Genomic DNA, 16,250 nt, shown 5'->3' with positions numbered 1-16,250 from the left:
GTAATTATTAAAAGCTATTGCTTAAAAAAACTTAATGAATTTGAAGGGATTGATTGATCTGAATAATACTCTCGCTCAAGCCGGGACAGCCGGCAGCCTACCGAGAGAGATCGCATGAGCCAGAACAAAACCCTTACGACTGCCAGTGGTGCACCGGTCGCAGACAATCAGAACTCCCGTTCTGCAGGTCCTCGTGGGCCTTTGCTACTGGACGATTTTCATCTGATCGAGAAGCTCGCCCACTTCAACCGTGAGAATATCCCAGAGCGCCGCGTTCACGCGAAAGGCTCGGGCGCCCACGGTACATTCACTGTCACCCGCGATATCACTCCCTACACCAGCGCAAAACTGTTCGACACCGTTGGTAAGCAGACGCCGATCTTCCTGCGCTTTTCCACAGTCGGTGGCGAGCGCGGCTCCGCCGATACTGAACGCGACCCACGTGGCTTTGCGGTCAAGTTCTATACCGAAGAAGGTAACTGGGACATCGTGGGTAACAACACCCCCGTGTTCTTCATTCGCGACCCGCTCAAATTCCCGGATTTCATCCACACTCAGAAGCGTCTGCCGCAGAGCAATCTGAAGAGCGCGCAGATGATGTGGGACTTCTGGTCGCACTCGCCAGAGGCCCTGCATCAGGTCACCATCCTGTTTTCCGACCGCGGTATTCCGGATGGCTATCGCCACATGCACGGCTTCGGTAGCCACACCTACAGCCTCATCAGCGGCAACGGCCAGCGTCATTGGGTGAAATGGCACTACAAAACCCTGCAGGGCATCAAGAACCTCGCTCCAGCGGATGCCGCTCGTATCGCCGGTACCGATCCGGATTACGCCCAGCGCGATCTGTTCGAAGCCATTGAGCGTGGCGACTTCCCCAAGTGGAAGGTCTGCATTCAGCTGATGACCGAAGAGCAAGCGGCCAACCACCACGAAAACCCGTTCGACGTGACCAAGACCTGGTCGCAGAAAGAGTTTCCGCTGATCGAAGTCGGCGAGCTTGAGCTCAACCGCAACCCGCTGAATTACTTCGCCGAGGTCGAGCAGGCGGCGTTCGGCCCGAGCAATATGGTCCCGGGTGTAGGTCTGTCACCTGACCGTATGCTGCAAGGCCGTGTGTTTGCGTATGCGGACGCGCACCGCTACCGTGTCGGTACCAACCACCAGCAGCTGCCGATCAACTCGCCGCGTAACCCGGTTTACAGTTACCAGCGTGATGGTTCGATGGCGTTCGGCAGCAACGGCGGCGCTGCGCCTAATTACGAGCCGAACAGCTATGCCGATGCGCCCAAGCAGGATCCTCGCTATGCCGAGCCTGCCTTGGCTCTGAGCGGCGCGGCGGGCCGTCACGACCATCGTGAAGACACCGACTATTACTCTCAGGCCGGTAAGCTCTTCAACCTGATGAGCGATGAGCAGAAGGCTTTGCTGATCAGCAACATCGCCGGGGCAATGGCAGGGGTCAGCAGCGACGTGGTGCAGCGCCAGCTGCAGTACTTCTACCAGGCTGACGCTGCTTATGGCGAAGGCATCGCCAAGGCCTTGGGCGTTACACTTGGCTAAGTCGAAGTGATAAACAGAACCGCCCTCAATTGGGCGGTTTTTCGCTTCTGGATGGCCGAAAATCGATGCCTGTTGTCTGTTTATTGCGTTTTTATCAGTGACCTGATCCGGCGCTTGGTTCAAACTATGGCCTTTCAGCAAGGAGATCTGGCGCGATGCAAGGCCATCCAGACGTAATCGATTATCTCAACACATTGCTCACTGGCGAACTGGCTGCGCGTGATCAGTATTTTATCCACTCGCGCATGTACGAAGACTGGGGCTTCGCCAAGCTCTACGAGCGCATCAATCACGAAATGGAAGAAGAAGGGCAGCACGCTGATGCGCTGATGCGCCGGATTCTGATGCTCGAAGGGACTCCGCGCATGCGTCCGGATGACCTGGACGTCGGCACTACTGTGCCGGAGATGCTTGCGAGCGATTTGCGTCTTGAATACAAAGTACGAGCCGCGCTCTGCAAAGGCATCGAGCTGTGCGAGCAGCACAATGACTACATCAGTCGTGACATCCTGCGTGCCCAGCTGGCTGATACGGAAGAAGACCATGCCTACTGGCTGGAGCAGCAGTTGCGCTTGATCAAGTCGATCGGACTGCCGAACTATCTGCAATCGCAGTACTGATCGCCGAGTGCAACAAAGAAAAGCCCCCGTGCATCGAAATGCCGGGGGCTTTTTTATTGCCTGCACGCTCCTGCGTTTAACTCACGCCTTGTCTCGCAATAGCAGTGGTTTCAAATAGTGGCCGGTGTAGGACTGCTTCATCTCGGCGACCTGTTCCGGGGTACCCGTCGCGATGATCTGTCCGCCACGCGAGCCACCTTCCGGTCCCAGGTCCACCAGCCAGTCGGCGGTCTTGATGACATCGAGGTTGTGCTCGATGACCACGACGGTATTGCCGTGATCCCGCAGACGGTGGAGCACGTCCAGCAATTGCTGGATATCGGAGAAGTGCAGCCCGGTGGTAGGTTCGTCAAGGATGTACAGCGTCTTGCCCGTGTCGCGCTTGGACAGCTCGCGGGAGAGCTTGACCCGTTGGGCCTCTCCGCCTGAGAGAGTCGTCGCCGACTGTCCGAGCTTGATATAGGAGAGCCCCACATCCATCAGCGTCTGCAGCTTGCGCGCCAGTGCTGGAACGGCATCGAAGAATTCACGGGCTTCTTCGATGGTCATTTCCAGGGTCTCGTGAATGTTCTTGCCCTTGTACTTGATTTCGAGGGTTTCACGGTTATAACGCTTGCTCTTGCAGACGTCGCACGGCACGTAGATGTCCGGCAGGAAGTGCATTTCGACCTTGATCAGACCATCGCCCTGACAGGCTTCGCAGCGGCCGCCCTTGACGTTGAACGAGAACCGGCCTGGGCCATAACCGCGCGAGCGCGACTCCGGCACCCCGGCGAACAACTCGCGAATCGGCGTGAACAACCCGGTATAGGTCGCCGGGTTCGAGCGAGGCGTCCGGCCGATAGGGCTCTGGTCGATATCCACGACCTTGTCGAGATGCTCCAGGCCCTTGATGCTGTCATAAGTGGCCGCTTCCAGCGTGGTCGCGCCGTTGAGCGCCGTGGCGCTGAGCGGGAAGAGCGTGTTGTTGATCAGCGTCGACTTTCCGGAGCCGGAAACGCCCGTGACACAGGTCAGCAGTCCGATCGGAATCTCCAGGTTCACGTCGCGCAGGTTGTTGCCGCGTGCGCCTTTGAGGGTCAGGGACAGCTTCTTGTTACGCGGGGTACGCTTGGCCGGCACCTCGATCTTGACCCGTCCGGACAGGTACTTGCCGGTAACCGAATCAGGATGCGCCATCACCTCCTGCGGCGTACCTTCGGCCACGATATGGCCGCCATGCACGCCGGCGCCCGGGCCGATATCTACCACGTAGTCCGCGAGGCGAATGGCATCTTCATCATGCTCGACCACGATCACGGTATTGCCGATGTCACGCAGATGCTTGAGGGTGCCGAGCAGGCGATCATTGTCACGCTGGTGCAGGCCGATGGACGGCTCGTCGAGGATGTACATGACCCCAACCAGGCCGGCGCCGATCTGGCTCGCAAGTCGAATCCGTTGCGCCTCGCCGCCTGATAGCGTGTCGGCGCTGCGATCCAGCGTGAGGTAGTCCAGGCCGACGTTCACCAGGAACTGAAGCCGCTCGCGGATTTCCTTGAGGATCTTGTCGGCGATCTCGCCCCGGCGGCCGGTCAGCTTGAGCACTTCGAAATAATCGGTGGCGTCGCCGATGGGCAGGCTGGTCACGGCCGGCAGGGTCTTCTCGCCTACCCAGACATGCCGAGCCTCGCGACGCAAACGCGTACCACGGCAGTCCGGGCACGGCTGGGTGCCGAGAAACTTGGCCAGCTCTTCGCGCACGGTGGCCGATTCTGTTTCGCGATAGCGGCGCTCGAGGTTAGGCACGATACCTTCGAAAGGATGCGCGCGCTTGACGATATCGCCACGGTCGTTCAGGTAGCGGAAATCGACCTTTTGCGTGCCGCTGCCGCTGAGCAGAATCTTCTGCTGGTCGGCCGGGAGTTCCTTGAACGGGACTTCCAGGCTGAAGCCGTAATGTTTCGACAGCGACCCCAGCATCTGGAAGTAGTAGACGTTCCGTCGGTCCCAGCCGCGTATGGCGCCTTCGGCCAGGGTCAGCTCTGCATTGACCAGTCGCTTGATGTCGAAGAACTGTTTGACCCCCAACCCGTCACAGGTCGGGCAGGCGCCCGCAGGGTTGTTGAAGGAAAACAGCTTGGGCTCAAGCTCGCTGATCGCGTGGCCGCAGACAGGGCAGGCGAAGCGTGCTGAGAAGATCGTCTCTTCGCCGGCTTCGTCGTCCATCGGCGCTACCAGGGCGATGCCGTCGGCAAGTTTGAGAGCCGTTTCGAAAGACTCTGCCAGACGTTGCTGAAGATCGGCACGTACTTTGAAGCGGTCCACCACCACGTCGATGGTATGTTTCTTCTGCTTGTCCAGTTTGGGCGGCTCATCGAGCTCGCACAGCTTGCCATTGACCCGTGCGCGCACGAAACCCTGGGCGCGCAGCTCTTCGAACACCGAGAGGTGCTCGCCTTTGCGCTCGCGGATGACCGGCGCCAGCAGCATGAGTCTGCTGCCTTCCGGCTGAGCCAGGACCAGATCGACCATCTGGCTGACGGTCTGGGCTTCCAGCGGAGTGTCGTGATCCGGGCAGCGAGGCTGGCCGACTCGCGCGTACAGCAGACGCAGATAGTCGTAGATCTCGGTAATGGTCCCCACGGTGGAGCGCGGGTTGTGGGATGTGGACTTCTGTTCGATGGAAATCGCCGGCGACAATCCCTCGATGGTATCGACATCCGGCTTTTCCATCATGGACAGAAACTGCCGCGCGTAGGCGGAGAGCGATTCGACATAGCGTCGCTGCCCTTCGGCGTAGAGCGTGTCGAAAGCCAGCGAGGATTTGCCGGAGCCGGACAGGCCGGTGATAACGATCAGCTTGTCGCGTGGCAGGGTGAGGTCGATGTTCTTCAGGTTGTGGGTGCGTGCCCCACGAATCAGGATCTTGTCCAAAATGGCCTCGCACGGCGGGCGTCGAAAACGTAGTAGTATACGGCGAAATACTGGATGGATACACACTATCCATGTTGCGATGAGCTGAAGATGAAGACTCTGTCATCTGCACGCGTCAAAGCGTCGCGATATACCCTGTCAATCGATGGGACTGGTAGAATCGCCGCCGGTTCACACGAGGTTTCTTCATGCACGATCCCCTCAGCGAGCGCATGAGTAGTGGCGAGACACGCGCGGCAGGCGGTCTGGCCCTGGTGTTCGCTTTCCGCATGCTCGGCATGTTCATGGTTCTGCCGGTTCTGGCAACGTACGGGATGGATCTGGCCGGCGCGAGCCCTGCCTTGATCGGGCTGGCCATCGGTGCCTACGGTCTGACTCAGGCTGTGCTGCAGATTCCGTTCGGGATCGTGTCCGACCGTATCGGCCGGCGCCCGGTCATTTACCTCGGCCTGATCGTATTTGCCATCGGCAGCGTGGTTGCCGCCGGTGCCGACTCGATCTGGGGCATCATCGCCGGACGTGTCCTGCAGGGCGCGGGCGCGATTTCCGCTGCCGTAATGGCACTGCTCTCCGACCTCACTCGGGAACAGCACCGGACCAAGGCCATGGCGATGATCGGCATGACCATCGGGCTGTCGTTCGCCGTCGCCATGGTGGTTGGCCCGCTGGTTACCCGTACCTTTGGCCTGTCAGGCCTGTTCCTGGCGACCGGCGGTATGGCATTGCTGGGCATGCTGATCGTGGCGTTCGTGGTGCCCAAGGCCAGCGGCCCGCTTTTGCATCGCGAATCCGGAGTGGCAAAGCAGGCACTGGGCGCGACTTTGCGCCATCCCGACCTGCTGCGTCTGGACCTGGGCATCTTCGTCCTGCATGCCATGCTCATGTCCAGCTTCGTCGCCTTGCCGCTGGCGCTGGTCGAGAAAGCCGGCCTGCCCAAGGAACAGCACTGGTGGGTCTACCTGACCGCGTTGCTGATTTCGTTCTTCGCGATGATTCCGTTCATCATCTACGGCGAGAAGAAGCGTCAGATGAAGCGCGTACTGCTGGGTGCGGTGCTGGTCTTGATGCTCACCGAACTGTACTTCTGGGCATTTGGTAACACGTTGCGGGCGCTGGTCATCGGGACAGTGGTATTCTTCATAGCATTCAACCTGCTCGAAGCGTCCTTGCCGTCACTGATCAGCAAAGTTTCGCCGGCTGGCGGAAAAGGCACCGCGATGGGCGTTTATTCGACAAGTCAGTTTCTTGGCTCGGCGGCAGGTGGGATACTGGGCGGCTGGTTGTTCCAGCATGGCGGGCTCGATGTGGTGTTCCTCGGTGGAGCAGCCATGGCGGCCATCTGGTTCGCTTTTGCGATGACCATGCGTGAACCGCCCTACGTGACCAGTCTACGTCTGCCGTTGTCGCCCCAGGCACAGCGTGATGCGGGCCTGGCAGCAAGATTGATGTCCGTAGCAGGCGTAACGGATGCCGTGGTGGTTGCCGAAGAGGCGGCCGTCTATATCAAACTGGATACAAAATTATTGGATCGCGCGTCACTGGAACAGCTGGTCAATCCAGCGCAGCAAGCGTGCGAAGCCTAGGAGAACATCATGGCCCGTGGGGTTAACAAAGTCATATTGGTCGGTACGTGCGGCCAGGATCCCGAAGTACGCTACCTGCCGAACGGCAACGCCGTGACCAACCTGAGTCTGGCGACCAGCGAGCAGTGGACCGACAAGCAGAGCGGTCAGAAGGTCGAAAAGACCGAATGGCACCGCGTGTCGATGTTCGGCAAGGTTGCCGAAATCGCCGGCGAATACCTGCGCAAGGGTTCGCAGGTCTACATCGAAGGCAAGCTGCAGACCCGCGAGTGGGAAAAAGACGGCATCAAGCGTTACACCACTGAAATCATCGTCGACATGCAGGGCACCATGCAGCTGCTTGGCGGCCGTCCTCAGCAGGGCGACGGCCAGCAAGGTCAGGGTGGCTACGGCAACTCCGCGCCACGCCAGCAGCAATCGCGTCCTGCTCCACAGCAGCAACAGCAGCAGTCGTACTCGCAGCCACAGCGCGATTCGCGCCCGGCGCCCCAGCAGCAGGCTCCACAGCCCGCCGCTGATTTCGACAGCTTCGATGACGATATTCCGTTCTGACCCGCAGCTTTTTCAGAACCGCAAACATGAGAAGCGAAGCCATTCATTGGCTTCGCTTTTTTATTGCATGGAAGAAAGTTTATGCCGCACTGACAAGGCGTAATGAACAACGCGTCAGCGCCTGAAGTTCCAGAAACACCATCTTTACTAAATGATCCAAAAAGATTGGAGGTCCACCCATGTCCAACGAACCTGCTCGCCCGCCACTTCCTCCTTTCACTCGCGAATCAGCGATTAAAAAGGTTCGACTTGCCGAAGATGGTTGGAATACTCGTGATCCTGAAAAAATTTCACTTGCCTATACGCTGGACACCCGATGGCGCAACCGTACCGAGTTTGCAACCAATCGTGAAGAAGCGCAGGCCTTCCTCACTCGCAAGTGGAAGAAAGAGCTGGACTACCGTCTGATCAAAGAACTCTGGGCCTTCACCGACAACCGCATTGCCGTTCGTTACGCCTACGAGTGGCACGACGATTCAGGTAACTGGTTCCGCTCCTATGGCAACGAAAACTGGGAGTTTGAAACCGATGGTCTGATGCACCGCCGCTTCGCCTGCATCAACGATATGCCCATCCAGGAGAACGAGCGCAAGTTTCACTGGCCACTGGGCCGCCGCCCGGATGATCACCCAGGTCTGACTGAGCTGGGTCTTTAAGTCATGCTTGAGCTGACTCTGTTTACAGAAGGGGTCAGTTTTTTATTTGGTTACCGCCTTGTCCTTAAGCGACAGCCCGGACCGCAGGCGATCCCGTACCAGACTGCCCCTTGAGATGTTACCCGCAGGGGCAGGTAAGACCTTAATCGGCGCTTTTCAGGCAGGCAGTCTTTGTGCGCGCCGCCAGGCCATCGGGCTCTGGCCGGTCTTGCGGGTGAAGGTGCGGGTGAAGTGGGACTGGTCGGCGAATCCGCATTCCAGGCTGACCTGGGTAATCGCCATGCCCGATTCGAGCAGCGCCTTGGATCGCTCGATCTTGGCGAGAAGAAACCATTCCTGAGGCGAGTACCCGGTGTTCTTCTTGAACGCCCGGGAGAAGTGGCTGCGCGACAGCGAGCAGCGCTCGGCCACCTGGCTGATGCTCAAGGGGCGAGTGATCGAATTCATCATCAGCTCCTTGGCGCGGCGCTCCTGCCAGGGGGCGAGGGCGATGCGCTGGGGAGGGCGCTGTTCGGCAGGGCGCAAGGCCAGCAGCTGCGCGCCGAACACCAGGCACTTGTGACGCAGGATGGCGCTGTGCAGACTTTTGAAGTGGCCGAGCAGCTGTGGGTCCAGAGACTCATCGGGGGCGGTGACCGTGGGATGCATGGTAACTCTCCTGCGAAGTGACAGGAAAAGTCTGACGAAATGGCGGTCGTAGAGTCCTTAGGCGAAGCTTAAAAATCCTTAATCGGAGGAACTTGTCAGTCGATCAATGGCCGCTGGCGCTTTGCAGCGCTTCCTCGATGGCGGTCAGCAAGGTTTCGTCGCTGAACGGCTTGTGCAGGCAGGCACTGGCACCGTGACCGATGGCCTCGGCCATTGCCGGGTCATCCCAATGTGCGGACATGCAGATCACCGCCGCGCGATTGCCCGCCAGGCCCAGCGCTCTCAACACTTCGAGGCCATGCAGCCCCTTCATGCGCAGATCGAGTACCACGCACGCCAGACCAGTGAGTTCAGGGCTCGCCAGCAGCGCTTCGCCGGAATCGAAACTCAGCGCGCGATAACCGGCGGATTTGAGCAGATTGACCAGACTTTTACGCACTGAAAGGTCGTCGTCCACCACGCAAATGGTTGTCATAGGCAGTACGTCGCGACCCGGCTTGCGGTTGAAAAGGATTTCGGTCTCATCGAAAACTCAGAGTCAGGACGCGCGGGCGTCGACGGCGTTGCTGTCGATCTGTTGATACTGAGTGACCAGATCGATCAGTGTGCGGGCCTGCATTTTGGCCATGATGTGTTTTTTGTGCACCTTGGCGGTCACTTCACTGATGTTCAGCTGATTGGCAATCTGCTTGTTGCTGATACCGGTCACCAGTAGCAGGAAGATTTCGCGTTCGCGGGGCGTGAGCAGGTCAATACGCTCGCGTATCCCCTTGAGCTGATGCCAGACCTCGCGCTGGTCGTGCGCCTGGCGCATCACCTGATGCAGGGTCGACAGCAGCTTGTCGTCGTCGAAGGGCTTGGTGAGAAACTCGACGGCACCCGCCTTGATGGCCTGGACGGACATGGGAATTGTCCCGAACCCGGTCATGAAGATGATGGGCCAGGGCAGGCCGCGGCGGACCAGTTCGGCTTGCAGGTCCAGCCCGGTTGCCGCCGGCAGGTCGACATCCAGCAACAGGCACGCCGGGCCGCAAGGGAGCGGGGTGCCCAGGAAATCTTCCGCCGAAGTGAACAGCGCGTGAGGAATGCCTTCGGCACGCAGCAGGCGGCTCAAGGCCGTGCGCACGGGCGCGTCGTCGTCGATGATGTAGACCGTTGCTGAAGCGCCGGGATTCGCGGTGCCAATACTGGCACGCGGCTCGCGATATGAAGGCGGGGTGTGGATCTGTGTTGCCGCGCTGGTCGGGGCGGGTACATCGGAAGGTTGCAGCCGGTAACCGCGACGAGGCACGGTCTGGATGAAATCCTTGCCGCCGAGCAACTTGCGCAAGTGCGAGATGTGGACTTCGAGGTTGTTGTTCTCAACCACCGTGTTGTGCCAGACCTGGCTGATGAGTGTGTCCTTGCTGACGATCCGGCCTTCGGCGCGGATCAGCGTGGCCAGAATATCGAAGGCTCGGCCGCCCATGCGCAGCATCTGGCCGTCGCGGAATGCTTCCCGCCGTTCCAGGGAGACTGAGGCCAGGCCCACTCGGATCATGATGTCCCTTTCCTTGCCAGTGTAGAGGTCGGGCCGCCGGTCCCGTTCGCGCGTGTGCGTTGGAGTGGACAAACTAGACCAAGCGCGTGAGGGAGGCAATTATCCTGTCGGATAAGTGAAGCGTCGACGCCGGGCAATGCGACTGCCGGTAGAAGCGGACGGGCTGCGGCAAGCCGCAGCCACGCGGTGCCGAAAGATCAGTCGGCGATGAACGCCAACAGGTCTTCATTGAGCTGCTGCGCATGGGTCACCGCAAAGCCGTGAGGGGCGCCGGGGTACACCTTGAGCGTGGCATTCTGGATCATTTCGGCGGCCAGTTTGCCCGTGGCCTCGAAGGGTACGATCTGGTCGCCGTCGCCGTGGATAACCAGCGTCGGCACATCGATTTTCGCCATGTCCGGGCGGAAGTCGGTCTCGGAGAACGCAGTCACGCAGTCGACGGTGCCCTTGAGCGATGCCATCAGCGCAATGTTCAGGGTCTGGGTCAGTACGCCGTCCGATACCTTCTGGCCTTGGTTGGTGCCGTAGAAGGGACTGGAGAAATCGGCGATGAACTGCGCCCGATCCTTGAGCAGGCCGGCCTTGATGCCGTCGAACACGGATTTGTCGACGCCTTGCGGATGGTCTTCGGTCTTGATGAACAGCGGAGTGACCGCGCCCAGCAGCGCCAGCTTCGAGACCCGCTCGGTGCCGTGACGGCCGATGTAGCGTGCTACGTCGCCACCGCCCATGGAGAAGCCCACCAGGGTCACGTCGCGCAGATCGAGGTGTTCGATCAGGGCGGCGATGTCGTCGGCGAAGGTATCGTAGTCGTAGCCGTTCCACGGCTGGCTCGACCGGCCGAAGCCACGGCGGTCAAAGGCGATGGTCCGGTAGCCGCGGCTGCTCAGGTATTCCATCTGGTATTCCCACATATCGGCGTCCAGCGGCCAACCGTGGCTGAACAGAACAGGTTTGCCGGTACCCCAGTCCTTGAAATAGATCTCGGTGCCATCGCGGGTAGTGAAGGTGCTCATGCGGGTTCCTCTGTGGGGTGAATCGCTGATGTGTGAACGCCTGTAAGAGGGCTCTAGGCGCGCTGCCGGACAGGTGCGCACCTAGAGTATCGACTGGGGCAGTCATGAAAAATTGCCCGCATGTGCTTTTGTGCGCACGAGCGGATTTCAGCACATACCTACAAGCCGCCAGACCCGCTCGGCCGTTCAATGCGTTCTGTTCAAACCGACGGAGAGCACTGGCATGTCATCGATCACATCGCGCCTGGCAATGGGCCGAATCTCTGAGCCGACCGGCGCGTCGATCGCCTGGGGGTTGCTGTTCATGCGGGTCAGCGCCGCCTTGTTGTTGCTCTGGGTGCACGGCCTGCCGAAATTGCTGAACTGGAACCTCGAATTGCAGCGCATCGAGGATCCGTTCGGGCTGGGTGCGAATCTGACACTTGGGCTTGCGGTGTTCGCCGAGGTGTTGTGTCCGTTGCTGCTGATGCTGGGGATCTACGCGCGACTGGCCTGCTTGCCGGTATTGGCGGTGCTTGCCGTGGCGCTTGGCGTCGTGCACCCGGACTGGACGCTGGATCAGGGGCAATTCGCCTGGCTGTTGATCATCCTGTTTGGCGGGCTGGCGCTGACCGGGCCTGGTCCGCTGGTGGTTGGCAACCTGCGTCGGCGCTCGCTGTAACGCGGCCGGAATACGCCTCACGTATTTTCCCTGCTGACCGAACTTGCCGCCTCTCCGGGACTCAGTTCCTAGTGACCGAGGCGCGGCTGCGTTCAACAAAGGAGGAAACTGCGTGCTACCACCGCTGAGAAACCTGATCCTGATAGGTGTGCTGTTCTGCGCGGGCAGTTTCCACCTTCAGGCCGCTGACGTTCCGGCTCTGCCAATGGCCGCGGCGGCGCCTGTGGACGACAAGGCAGCCGAAAAGAGCGATGCCAAGGACGCCGCCAAGGACGCCAAGGACGCGAAGGAAGAAACCAAGGAACCGGCCAAGGAAGAAGCGGCCGCAACCGAGGCCGCCGCCGAGCCCATTCTGCAAGGTGGCCTGCTCGGCGCGATCAGTTCAGGTATCGATGACGTCCAGGAAAAACTCAATCTGGACGACAACCTGTGGGACGCCTGGCGTTTGCGTGCCGACCGGGCCGTCGGCGAGCTGGATCGGCTGGTGAACAAGCGCACCTCGCGCTCTCCCTGGAGTGTGGTGGGCGATTTTCTCATTCTTACAGTCGTCTGGATGGGCGCCTTCGCGCTGCTGACCACTGTTGGGCGATTCATTGCGGTCAGAATCTGCCGTCGACGATTCTTCGAAGGTCGCGAGCGCAGCAAGGCGCTGATCAAGTACGTGCTGCCGTTCACCTTGCCCGCGATCGTCTGCCTGCCGCTGACTTTGTGGGTCAGTCACTTCATGCCGACTTCGGTGGGACGGGCGCTGGCGCTCTGTCTGGCATATGCGACCAGCAGCGGTATCGTGTCAACCTCGGTACTGCTCTGCGTCATCGTGATGTTCAACTATGGCCACAAGCGCGCCGCGGTGCGCATGATTCGCCGATACGCGCCCCGACCGCTGTTCATCATCGGCTTCCTGGCCGCGCTGAGCGATGCGCTGACCAGCCCGCAAATCGCCAGGCAGATCGGCAGCAACGTCACCACCAGCGTCGCGGTATTCACCGGACTGTTCGCTTCGGCCGTGTTCTGCATGCTGGTGATCAAGGTTCGTCGGCCCATCGCGCACCTGATTCGCAATCGCTCCCTGAGCAGCCGCATGCAGCGTCCGGCACTGCAGCAGTCGCTCAAAGTGTTCTCCAACCTCTGGCACCTGCCCATCCTGCTGATGATTCTGGTGTCGGCCATCAATCTCATCGGTGCAGGCGAGGACAGTCAGGAAGCGCTGCGCTGCGCGCTCTACACCACCATTCTGCTGATCGCGACGGTGTTCCTGAGCACCGTTTTCCAGCAGGTTTTCAAACCGGTGGAAGACGGCGCCGGGCGGGGCGGCCATGTCTACAAGGCCCGGCTGCTGAGCCTGGCGTACGCCGTTCTGCGTATCGTGCTGGCGGTGTCCTTCATTGAAATCCTCGGGCGAATCTGGGGCTTCTCGTTGTTCGAGTTCGCCCAGCGCAATACCGTCGGCCGGGTGATCAGCGACTCGTTGAGCAGTATCGGGCTGATTTTCCTGGTGACGTGGCTATTGTGGGTAGTGCTCGATACCGCGATTCAGGAAGCGCTCAAGCCGCCGACCAATCATCGTCACGCACGGGCGCCGAGCACGCGGGTCAAGACGATCCTGCCGTTGCTGCGCAATGCGATCAAGATCGTTCTGGTGGTGATCTGCGCCATCACCACGATGGCGAACCTGGGTATCAACGTCGCGCCGTTGCTGGCCGGTGCCGGGGTGGTCGGTCTGGCAATCGGTTTCGGTTCGCAGCAACTGGTTCAGGACGTGATCACCGGTCTGTTCATCATCATCGAAGACACCTTCTCGGTGGGCGATTGGGTGGTGCTCAGCACCGGACATTCCGGCTCGGTGGAAAGCCTGACCATCCGCACCGTGCGCCTGCGCGACGGCAAGGGCTTCGTGCATTCGGTGCCGTTCGGCCAGATCAAGGCGGTTACCAACCAGTCCCGTCAGTTCGCCTATGCGTTCTTCTCGGTGCAGTTCACCTACGATTCCAACATCGACGAGGCGCTGTCGCTGATTCGCCAGACCGGGCAGTCGATCACCGAAGACATCCTGCTCAAGAACAACCTGCAAGGACCGCTGGAGGTGTTCGGGGTCGACCGGATGGACCTCAACGGCGTGGTGCTTACCGGACAGTTCCGTACCTCTTCAGGCGGGCAGTATGCCGTGGGCCGGGCATTCAACGAGCGGCTCAAGCGACTTGTGGATAAAAGCGAGAACGTGCGCTTTGCCCAGACTTATCCACAAGTGGTCATGAACCCGGCAGCATTGCAGCAGGCGCAACCGGCAGCGCAGCCAGTGCCTGCCGCCGCAGAGCAACCCAGCTTGGACAAGCCGGGTAACGCCTGAGGACAGCCATTGACGGCGCGGCTCGTTCGTCGACGGGCACGCGCCGAGGCTGTTGGGTGACGGCGGCCAACGTGGTATGTTTGCAAGCGTTTTTTTACCCAAATCATCGATGACTCTGATACCGAGCCTGCTGACCTTATGCGAATGCGCCTTATGCTGTTGGGCGGCGGGAATGCCCTCGGGCAGGCGCTGATTCGTCTGGGTGCCGAGGAAGACATTAATTTCCTCGCACCACGTCCTCCACAAGATGGCTGGGACGCAGCGAGCCTGACGCAACTGCTTGACGACACCCGTCCCGATGCCCTGATCAACCTGGCTTATTACTTCGACTGGTTTCAGGCAGAAAACGTGAGCGAATCACGTCTGACCCACCAGGAGCGCTCCGTCGAGCGTCTGGCGGAGCTGTGCCAGCACCACAATATCGTTCTGGTCCAGCCATCGAGCTATCGCGTGTTCGATGGTTCGCGTGCGACCGCCTACAGCGAGAAGGACGAGCCGGTTCCGCTCGGCCTGCGCGGCCAGGCACTGTGGCGCATCGAACAAAGCGTGCGGGCGGCGTGCCCGCAACATGTGCTGGTGCGTTTCGGCTGGCTGCTGGACGACAGCATCGATGGCGTGCTGGGTCGATTTCTGACCCGCGCCCAGCGTGCCGAAGAACTGTTTCTCGCCGATGATCGACGCGGCAATCCCACGCCGGTGGATGACGCGGCACGGGTGATCCTGTCCGTGCTCAAGCAGCTGGACTGCGATGCGCCTTTGTGGGGGACCTACCATTACGCCGGACATGAGGCGACGACTCCGGTCGCCCTGGGTCAGGCGATCCTGACCGAAGCCCGGCTGCTGCACCCGCTGGCGATCGAATCGCCAACGCCGCAGGCCCACGCCGCGCGTCCCGACGCAGCCGACGAACCGCAGCATGCGGTGTTGGCCTGCAAGAAAATACTTCACACCTTTGGCATCAAGCCTCGCGCCTGGCGCGCCGGCCTGCCGAGCTTGCTGGACCGGTACTATCGACATGGCTGACGCTCCAATCCTCATCACCGGCGGCGCGGGTTTCATCGGTTCGCATCTGGCCGACGCCTTGCTGGCCGAAGGGCATGCCGTGCGCATCCTCGATGATCTTTCGACCGGCAAGCGCGCCAATCTGCAGCTCGACAACCCCCGGATCGAGCTGATCGAAGGCAACGTGGCCGATGCCACACTGGTACGACGCGCCGCGAGCGGCTGCAAGGCGGTTGTGCATCTGGCAGCGGTCGCGTCGGTGCAGGCTTCTGTCGACGATCCGGTGCACACCCACCAGAGCAATTTCATCGGCACGCTTAACGTGTGCGAAGCCATGCGCGAGGCTGGCATCAAACGCGTGGTCTTCGCGTCGAGCGCCGCGGTCTACGGCAATAACGGCGAAGGCGAGTCGATCGTCGAAGACACCACCAAAGCGCCGCTGACCCCGTATGCTTCGGACAAACTGGCGAGCGAGCAATACCTGGATTTCTACCGTCGTCAGCATGGGCTGGAGCCCGTGGTGTTCCGCTTTTTCAATATCTTTGGTCCACGCCAGGACCCGTCGTCGCCTTATTCAGGCGTGATCAGCATCTTTGCCGAGCGTATCGAAAAGGGTATGCCGATCACCGTGTTCGGCGATGGCGAGCAGACTCGCGACTTCTTCTACGTGGGCGATCTGGTCAAGTTGCTGGTGCAGGCGCTGAACCAGCCGGAAACTGCTGAAGGTGCGATCAACGTGGGATTGAACCAGGCGACATCGCTCAATCAGCTGCTGGCTGAGTTGTCGGCGGTGGTTGGCAGGTCGCCTGAAGTCACCTACGCGACGCCGCGCTCAGGGGACATCCGCCATTCCCGAGCCAACAACCAGCGGCTGTTGTCGCGGTTCACGCTGGATGAGCCGACGCCGCTGCGGGTCGGGCTGACCAGACTGCTGAACCGCTGACCTGCGGGTTTGGTACGGCTCACGAGCTGACGTACCGGCCTATCGCGGATAAATCCGCTCCTACGAGATGGGTGTTTGTAGGAGCCAACTGTCTTTCGACTCTCTCCGATGAGCGGGCGCAGCCCGCCTCATCCGGGCGTCGTCATACCGGCTGATCCCTCCACGGGGTTCCATCCCGCGCCATGGCGTTCAGGCGTATCAAC

Annotated in this window: 14 protein-coding genes; 9 read left to right on the top strand and 5 right to left on the bottom strand. The window is 60.4% G+C overall.

Features of this window, described 5'->3' with window-relative positions; genetic code table 11:
* The first annotated feature begins 114 nt into the window (after positions 1 to 114).
* On the top strand, positions 115 to 1,563 hold the full coding sequence (locus TRP66_RS22475) for a catalase (RefSeq protein WP_333407445.1): 1,449 nt from the start codon (positions 115 to 117) through the stop codon (positions 1,561 to 1,563).
* 155 nt (positions 1,564 to 1,718) lie between these two features.
* Positions 1,719 to 2,183 (top strand): bacterioferritin, encoded by a 465-nt coding sequence (bfr, locus tag TRP66_RS22470; RefSeq protein WP_333407443.1) that lies wholly within the window; start codon positions 1,719 to 1,721, stop codon positions 2,181 to 2,183.
* Between the two features lie 81 nt (positions 2,184 to 2,264).
* Here bfr and uvrA read toward each other — a convergent pair whose 3' ends face one another.
* Complete coding sequence (gene uvrA, locus TRP66_RS22465) at positions 2,265 to 5,099, bottom strand: excinuclease ABC subunit UvrA (RefSeq protein WP_333407442.1); 2,835 nt, start codon at positions 5,097 to 5,099, stop codon at positions 2,265 to 2,267.
* A gap of 188 nt (positions 5,100 to 5,287) precedes the next feature.
* Between uvrA and TRP66_RS22460 the strand changes: the two genes are divergently transcribed.
* The 3 genes from TRP66_RS22460 (at position 5,288) to TRP66_RS22450 (ending at position 7,890) form a co-directional block, all read left to right on the top strand.
* Positions 5,288 to 6,682, top strand: a complete 1,395-nt coding sequence (locus tag TRP66_RS22460) for an MFS transporter (protein WP_333407440.1) — start codon at positions 5,288 to 5,290, stop codon at positions 6,680 to 6,682.
* Between the two features lie 9 nt (positions 6,683 to 6,691).
* Positions 6,692 to 7,234, top strand: coding sequence for a single-stranded DNA-binding protein (locus TRP66_RS22455; protein ID WP_333407438.1), 543 nt, complete (start codon positions 6,692 to 6,694; stop codon positions 7,232 to 7,234).
* 179 nt (positions 7,235 to 7,413) lie between these two features.
* Positions 7,414 to 7,890 carry a nuclear transport factor 2 family protein gene (locus TRP66_RS22450; protein ID WP_333407436.1) on the top strand — a complete coding sequence of 159 codons (477 nt, stop codon included), beginning with the start codon at positions 7,414 to 7,416 and terminating at the stop codon, positions 7,888 to 7,890.
* 156 nt (positions 7,891 to 8,046) lie between these two features.
* Here TRP66_RS22450 and TRP66_RS22445 read toward each other — a convergent pair whose 3' ends face one another.
* The 4 genes from TRP66_RS22445 to TRP66_RS22430 all read right to left on the bottom strand — a co-directional run bounded on the left by TRP66_RS22445 (position 8,047) and on the right by TRP66_RS22430 (position 11,094).
* The gene (locus tag TRP66_RS22445; protein ID WP_442965248.1) at positions 8,047 to 8,538 is read right to left on the bottom strand and encodes an AraC family transcriptional regulator; all 492 of its coding nucleotides are present in this window, start codon (positions 8,536 to 8,538) and stop codon (positions 8,047 to 8,049) included.
* A 103-nt stretch (positions 8,539 to 8,641) separates the two neighbouring features.
* On the bottom strand, positions 8,642 to 9,013 hold the full coding sequence (locus TRP66_RS22440) for a response regulator transcription factor (protein ID WP_333407434.1): 372 nt from the start codon (positions 9,011 to 9,013) through the stop codon (positions 8,642 to 8,644).
* Positions 9,014 to 9,076: 63 nt separating this feature from the next.
* A complete protein-coding gene (locus TRP66_RS22435) occupies positions 9,077 to 10,078 on the bottom strand; it encodes a response regulator (protein WP_333407432.1) in 1,002 nt (333 codons plus the stop codon).
* Between the two features lie 197 nt (positions 10,079 to 10,275).
* Positions 10,276 to 11,094: an alpha/beta fold hydrolase gene (locus TRP66_RS22430; RefSeq protein WP_333407430.1), complete on the bottom strand. Its 819-nt coding sequence runs from the start codon at positions 11,092 to 11,094 to the stop codon at positions 10,276 to 10,278.
* Positions 11,095 to 11,344: 250 nt separating this feature from the next.
* Here TRP66_RS22430 and TRP66_RS22425 point away from each other — a divergent pair, with 250 nt between their 5' ends.
* From TRP66_RS22425 to TRP66_RS22410, 4 genes are all read left to right on the top strand, one after another.
* On the top strand, positions 11,345 to 11,755 hold the full coding sequence (locus TRP66_RS22425) for a DoxX family protein (RefSeq protein ID WP_333407660.1): 411 nt from the start codon (positions 11,345 to 11,347) through the stop codon (positions 11,753 to 11,755).
* Positions 11,756 to 11,960: 205 nt separating this feature from the next.
* The gene (locus TRP66_RS22420; protein WP_442965249.1) at positions 11,961 to 14,102 is read left to right on the top strand and encodes a mechanosensitive ion channel family protein; all 2,142 of its coding nucleotides are present in this window, start codon (positions 11,961 to 11,963) and stop codon (positions 14,100 to 14,102) included.
* A gap of 138 nt (positions 14,103 to 14,240) precedes the next feature.
* Positions 14,241 to 15,125: a sugar nucleotide-binding protein gene (locus TRP66_RS22415; RefSeq protein ID WP_333407426.1), complete on the top strand. Its 885-nt coding sequence runs from the start codon at positions 14,241 to 14,243 to the stop codon at positions 15,123 to 15,125.
* Positions 15,118 to 16,047: an NAD-dependent epimerase/dehydratase family protein gene (locus TRP66_RS22410; RefSeq protein ID WP_333407424.1), complete on the top strand. Its 930-nt coding sequence runs from the start codon at positions 15,118 to 15,120 to the stop codon at positions 16,045 to 16,047. Before TRP66_RS22415 ends, TRP66_RS22410 begins: the two co-directional genes overlap by 8 nt.
* The last annotated feature ends 203 nt before the right edge of the window (positions 16,048 to 16,250 follow it).

The organism is Pseudomonas sp. JDS28PS106 (genome assembly GCF_036706555.1).
In the GTDB taxonomy this organism is placed as follows: Bacteria; Pseudomonadota; Gammaproteobacteria; order Pseudomonadales; family Pseudomonadaceae; genus Aquipseudomonas.
Note: the sequence above shows the minus strand (reverse complement) of the source record. Positions and strands in the feature narration are given on the sequence as shown.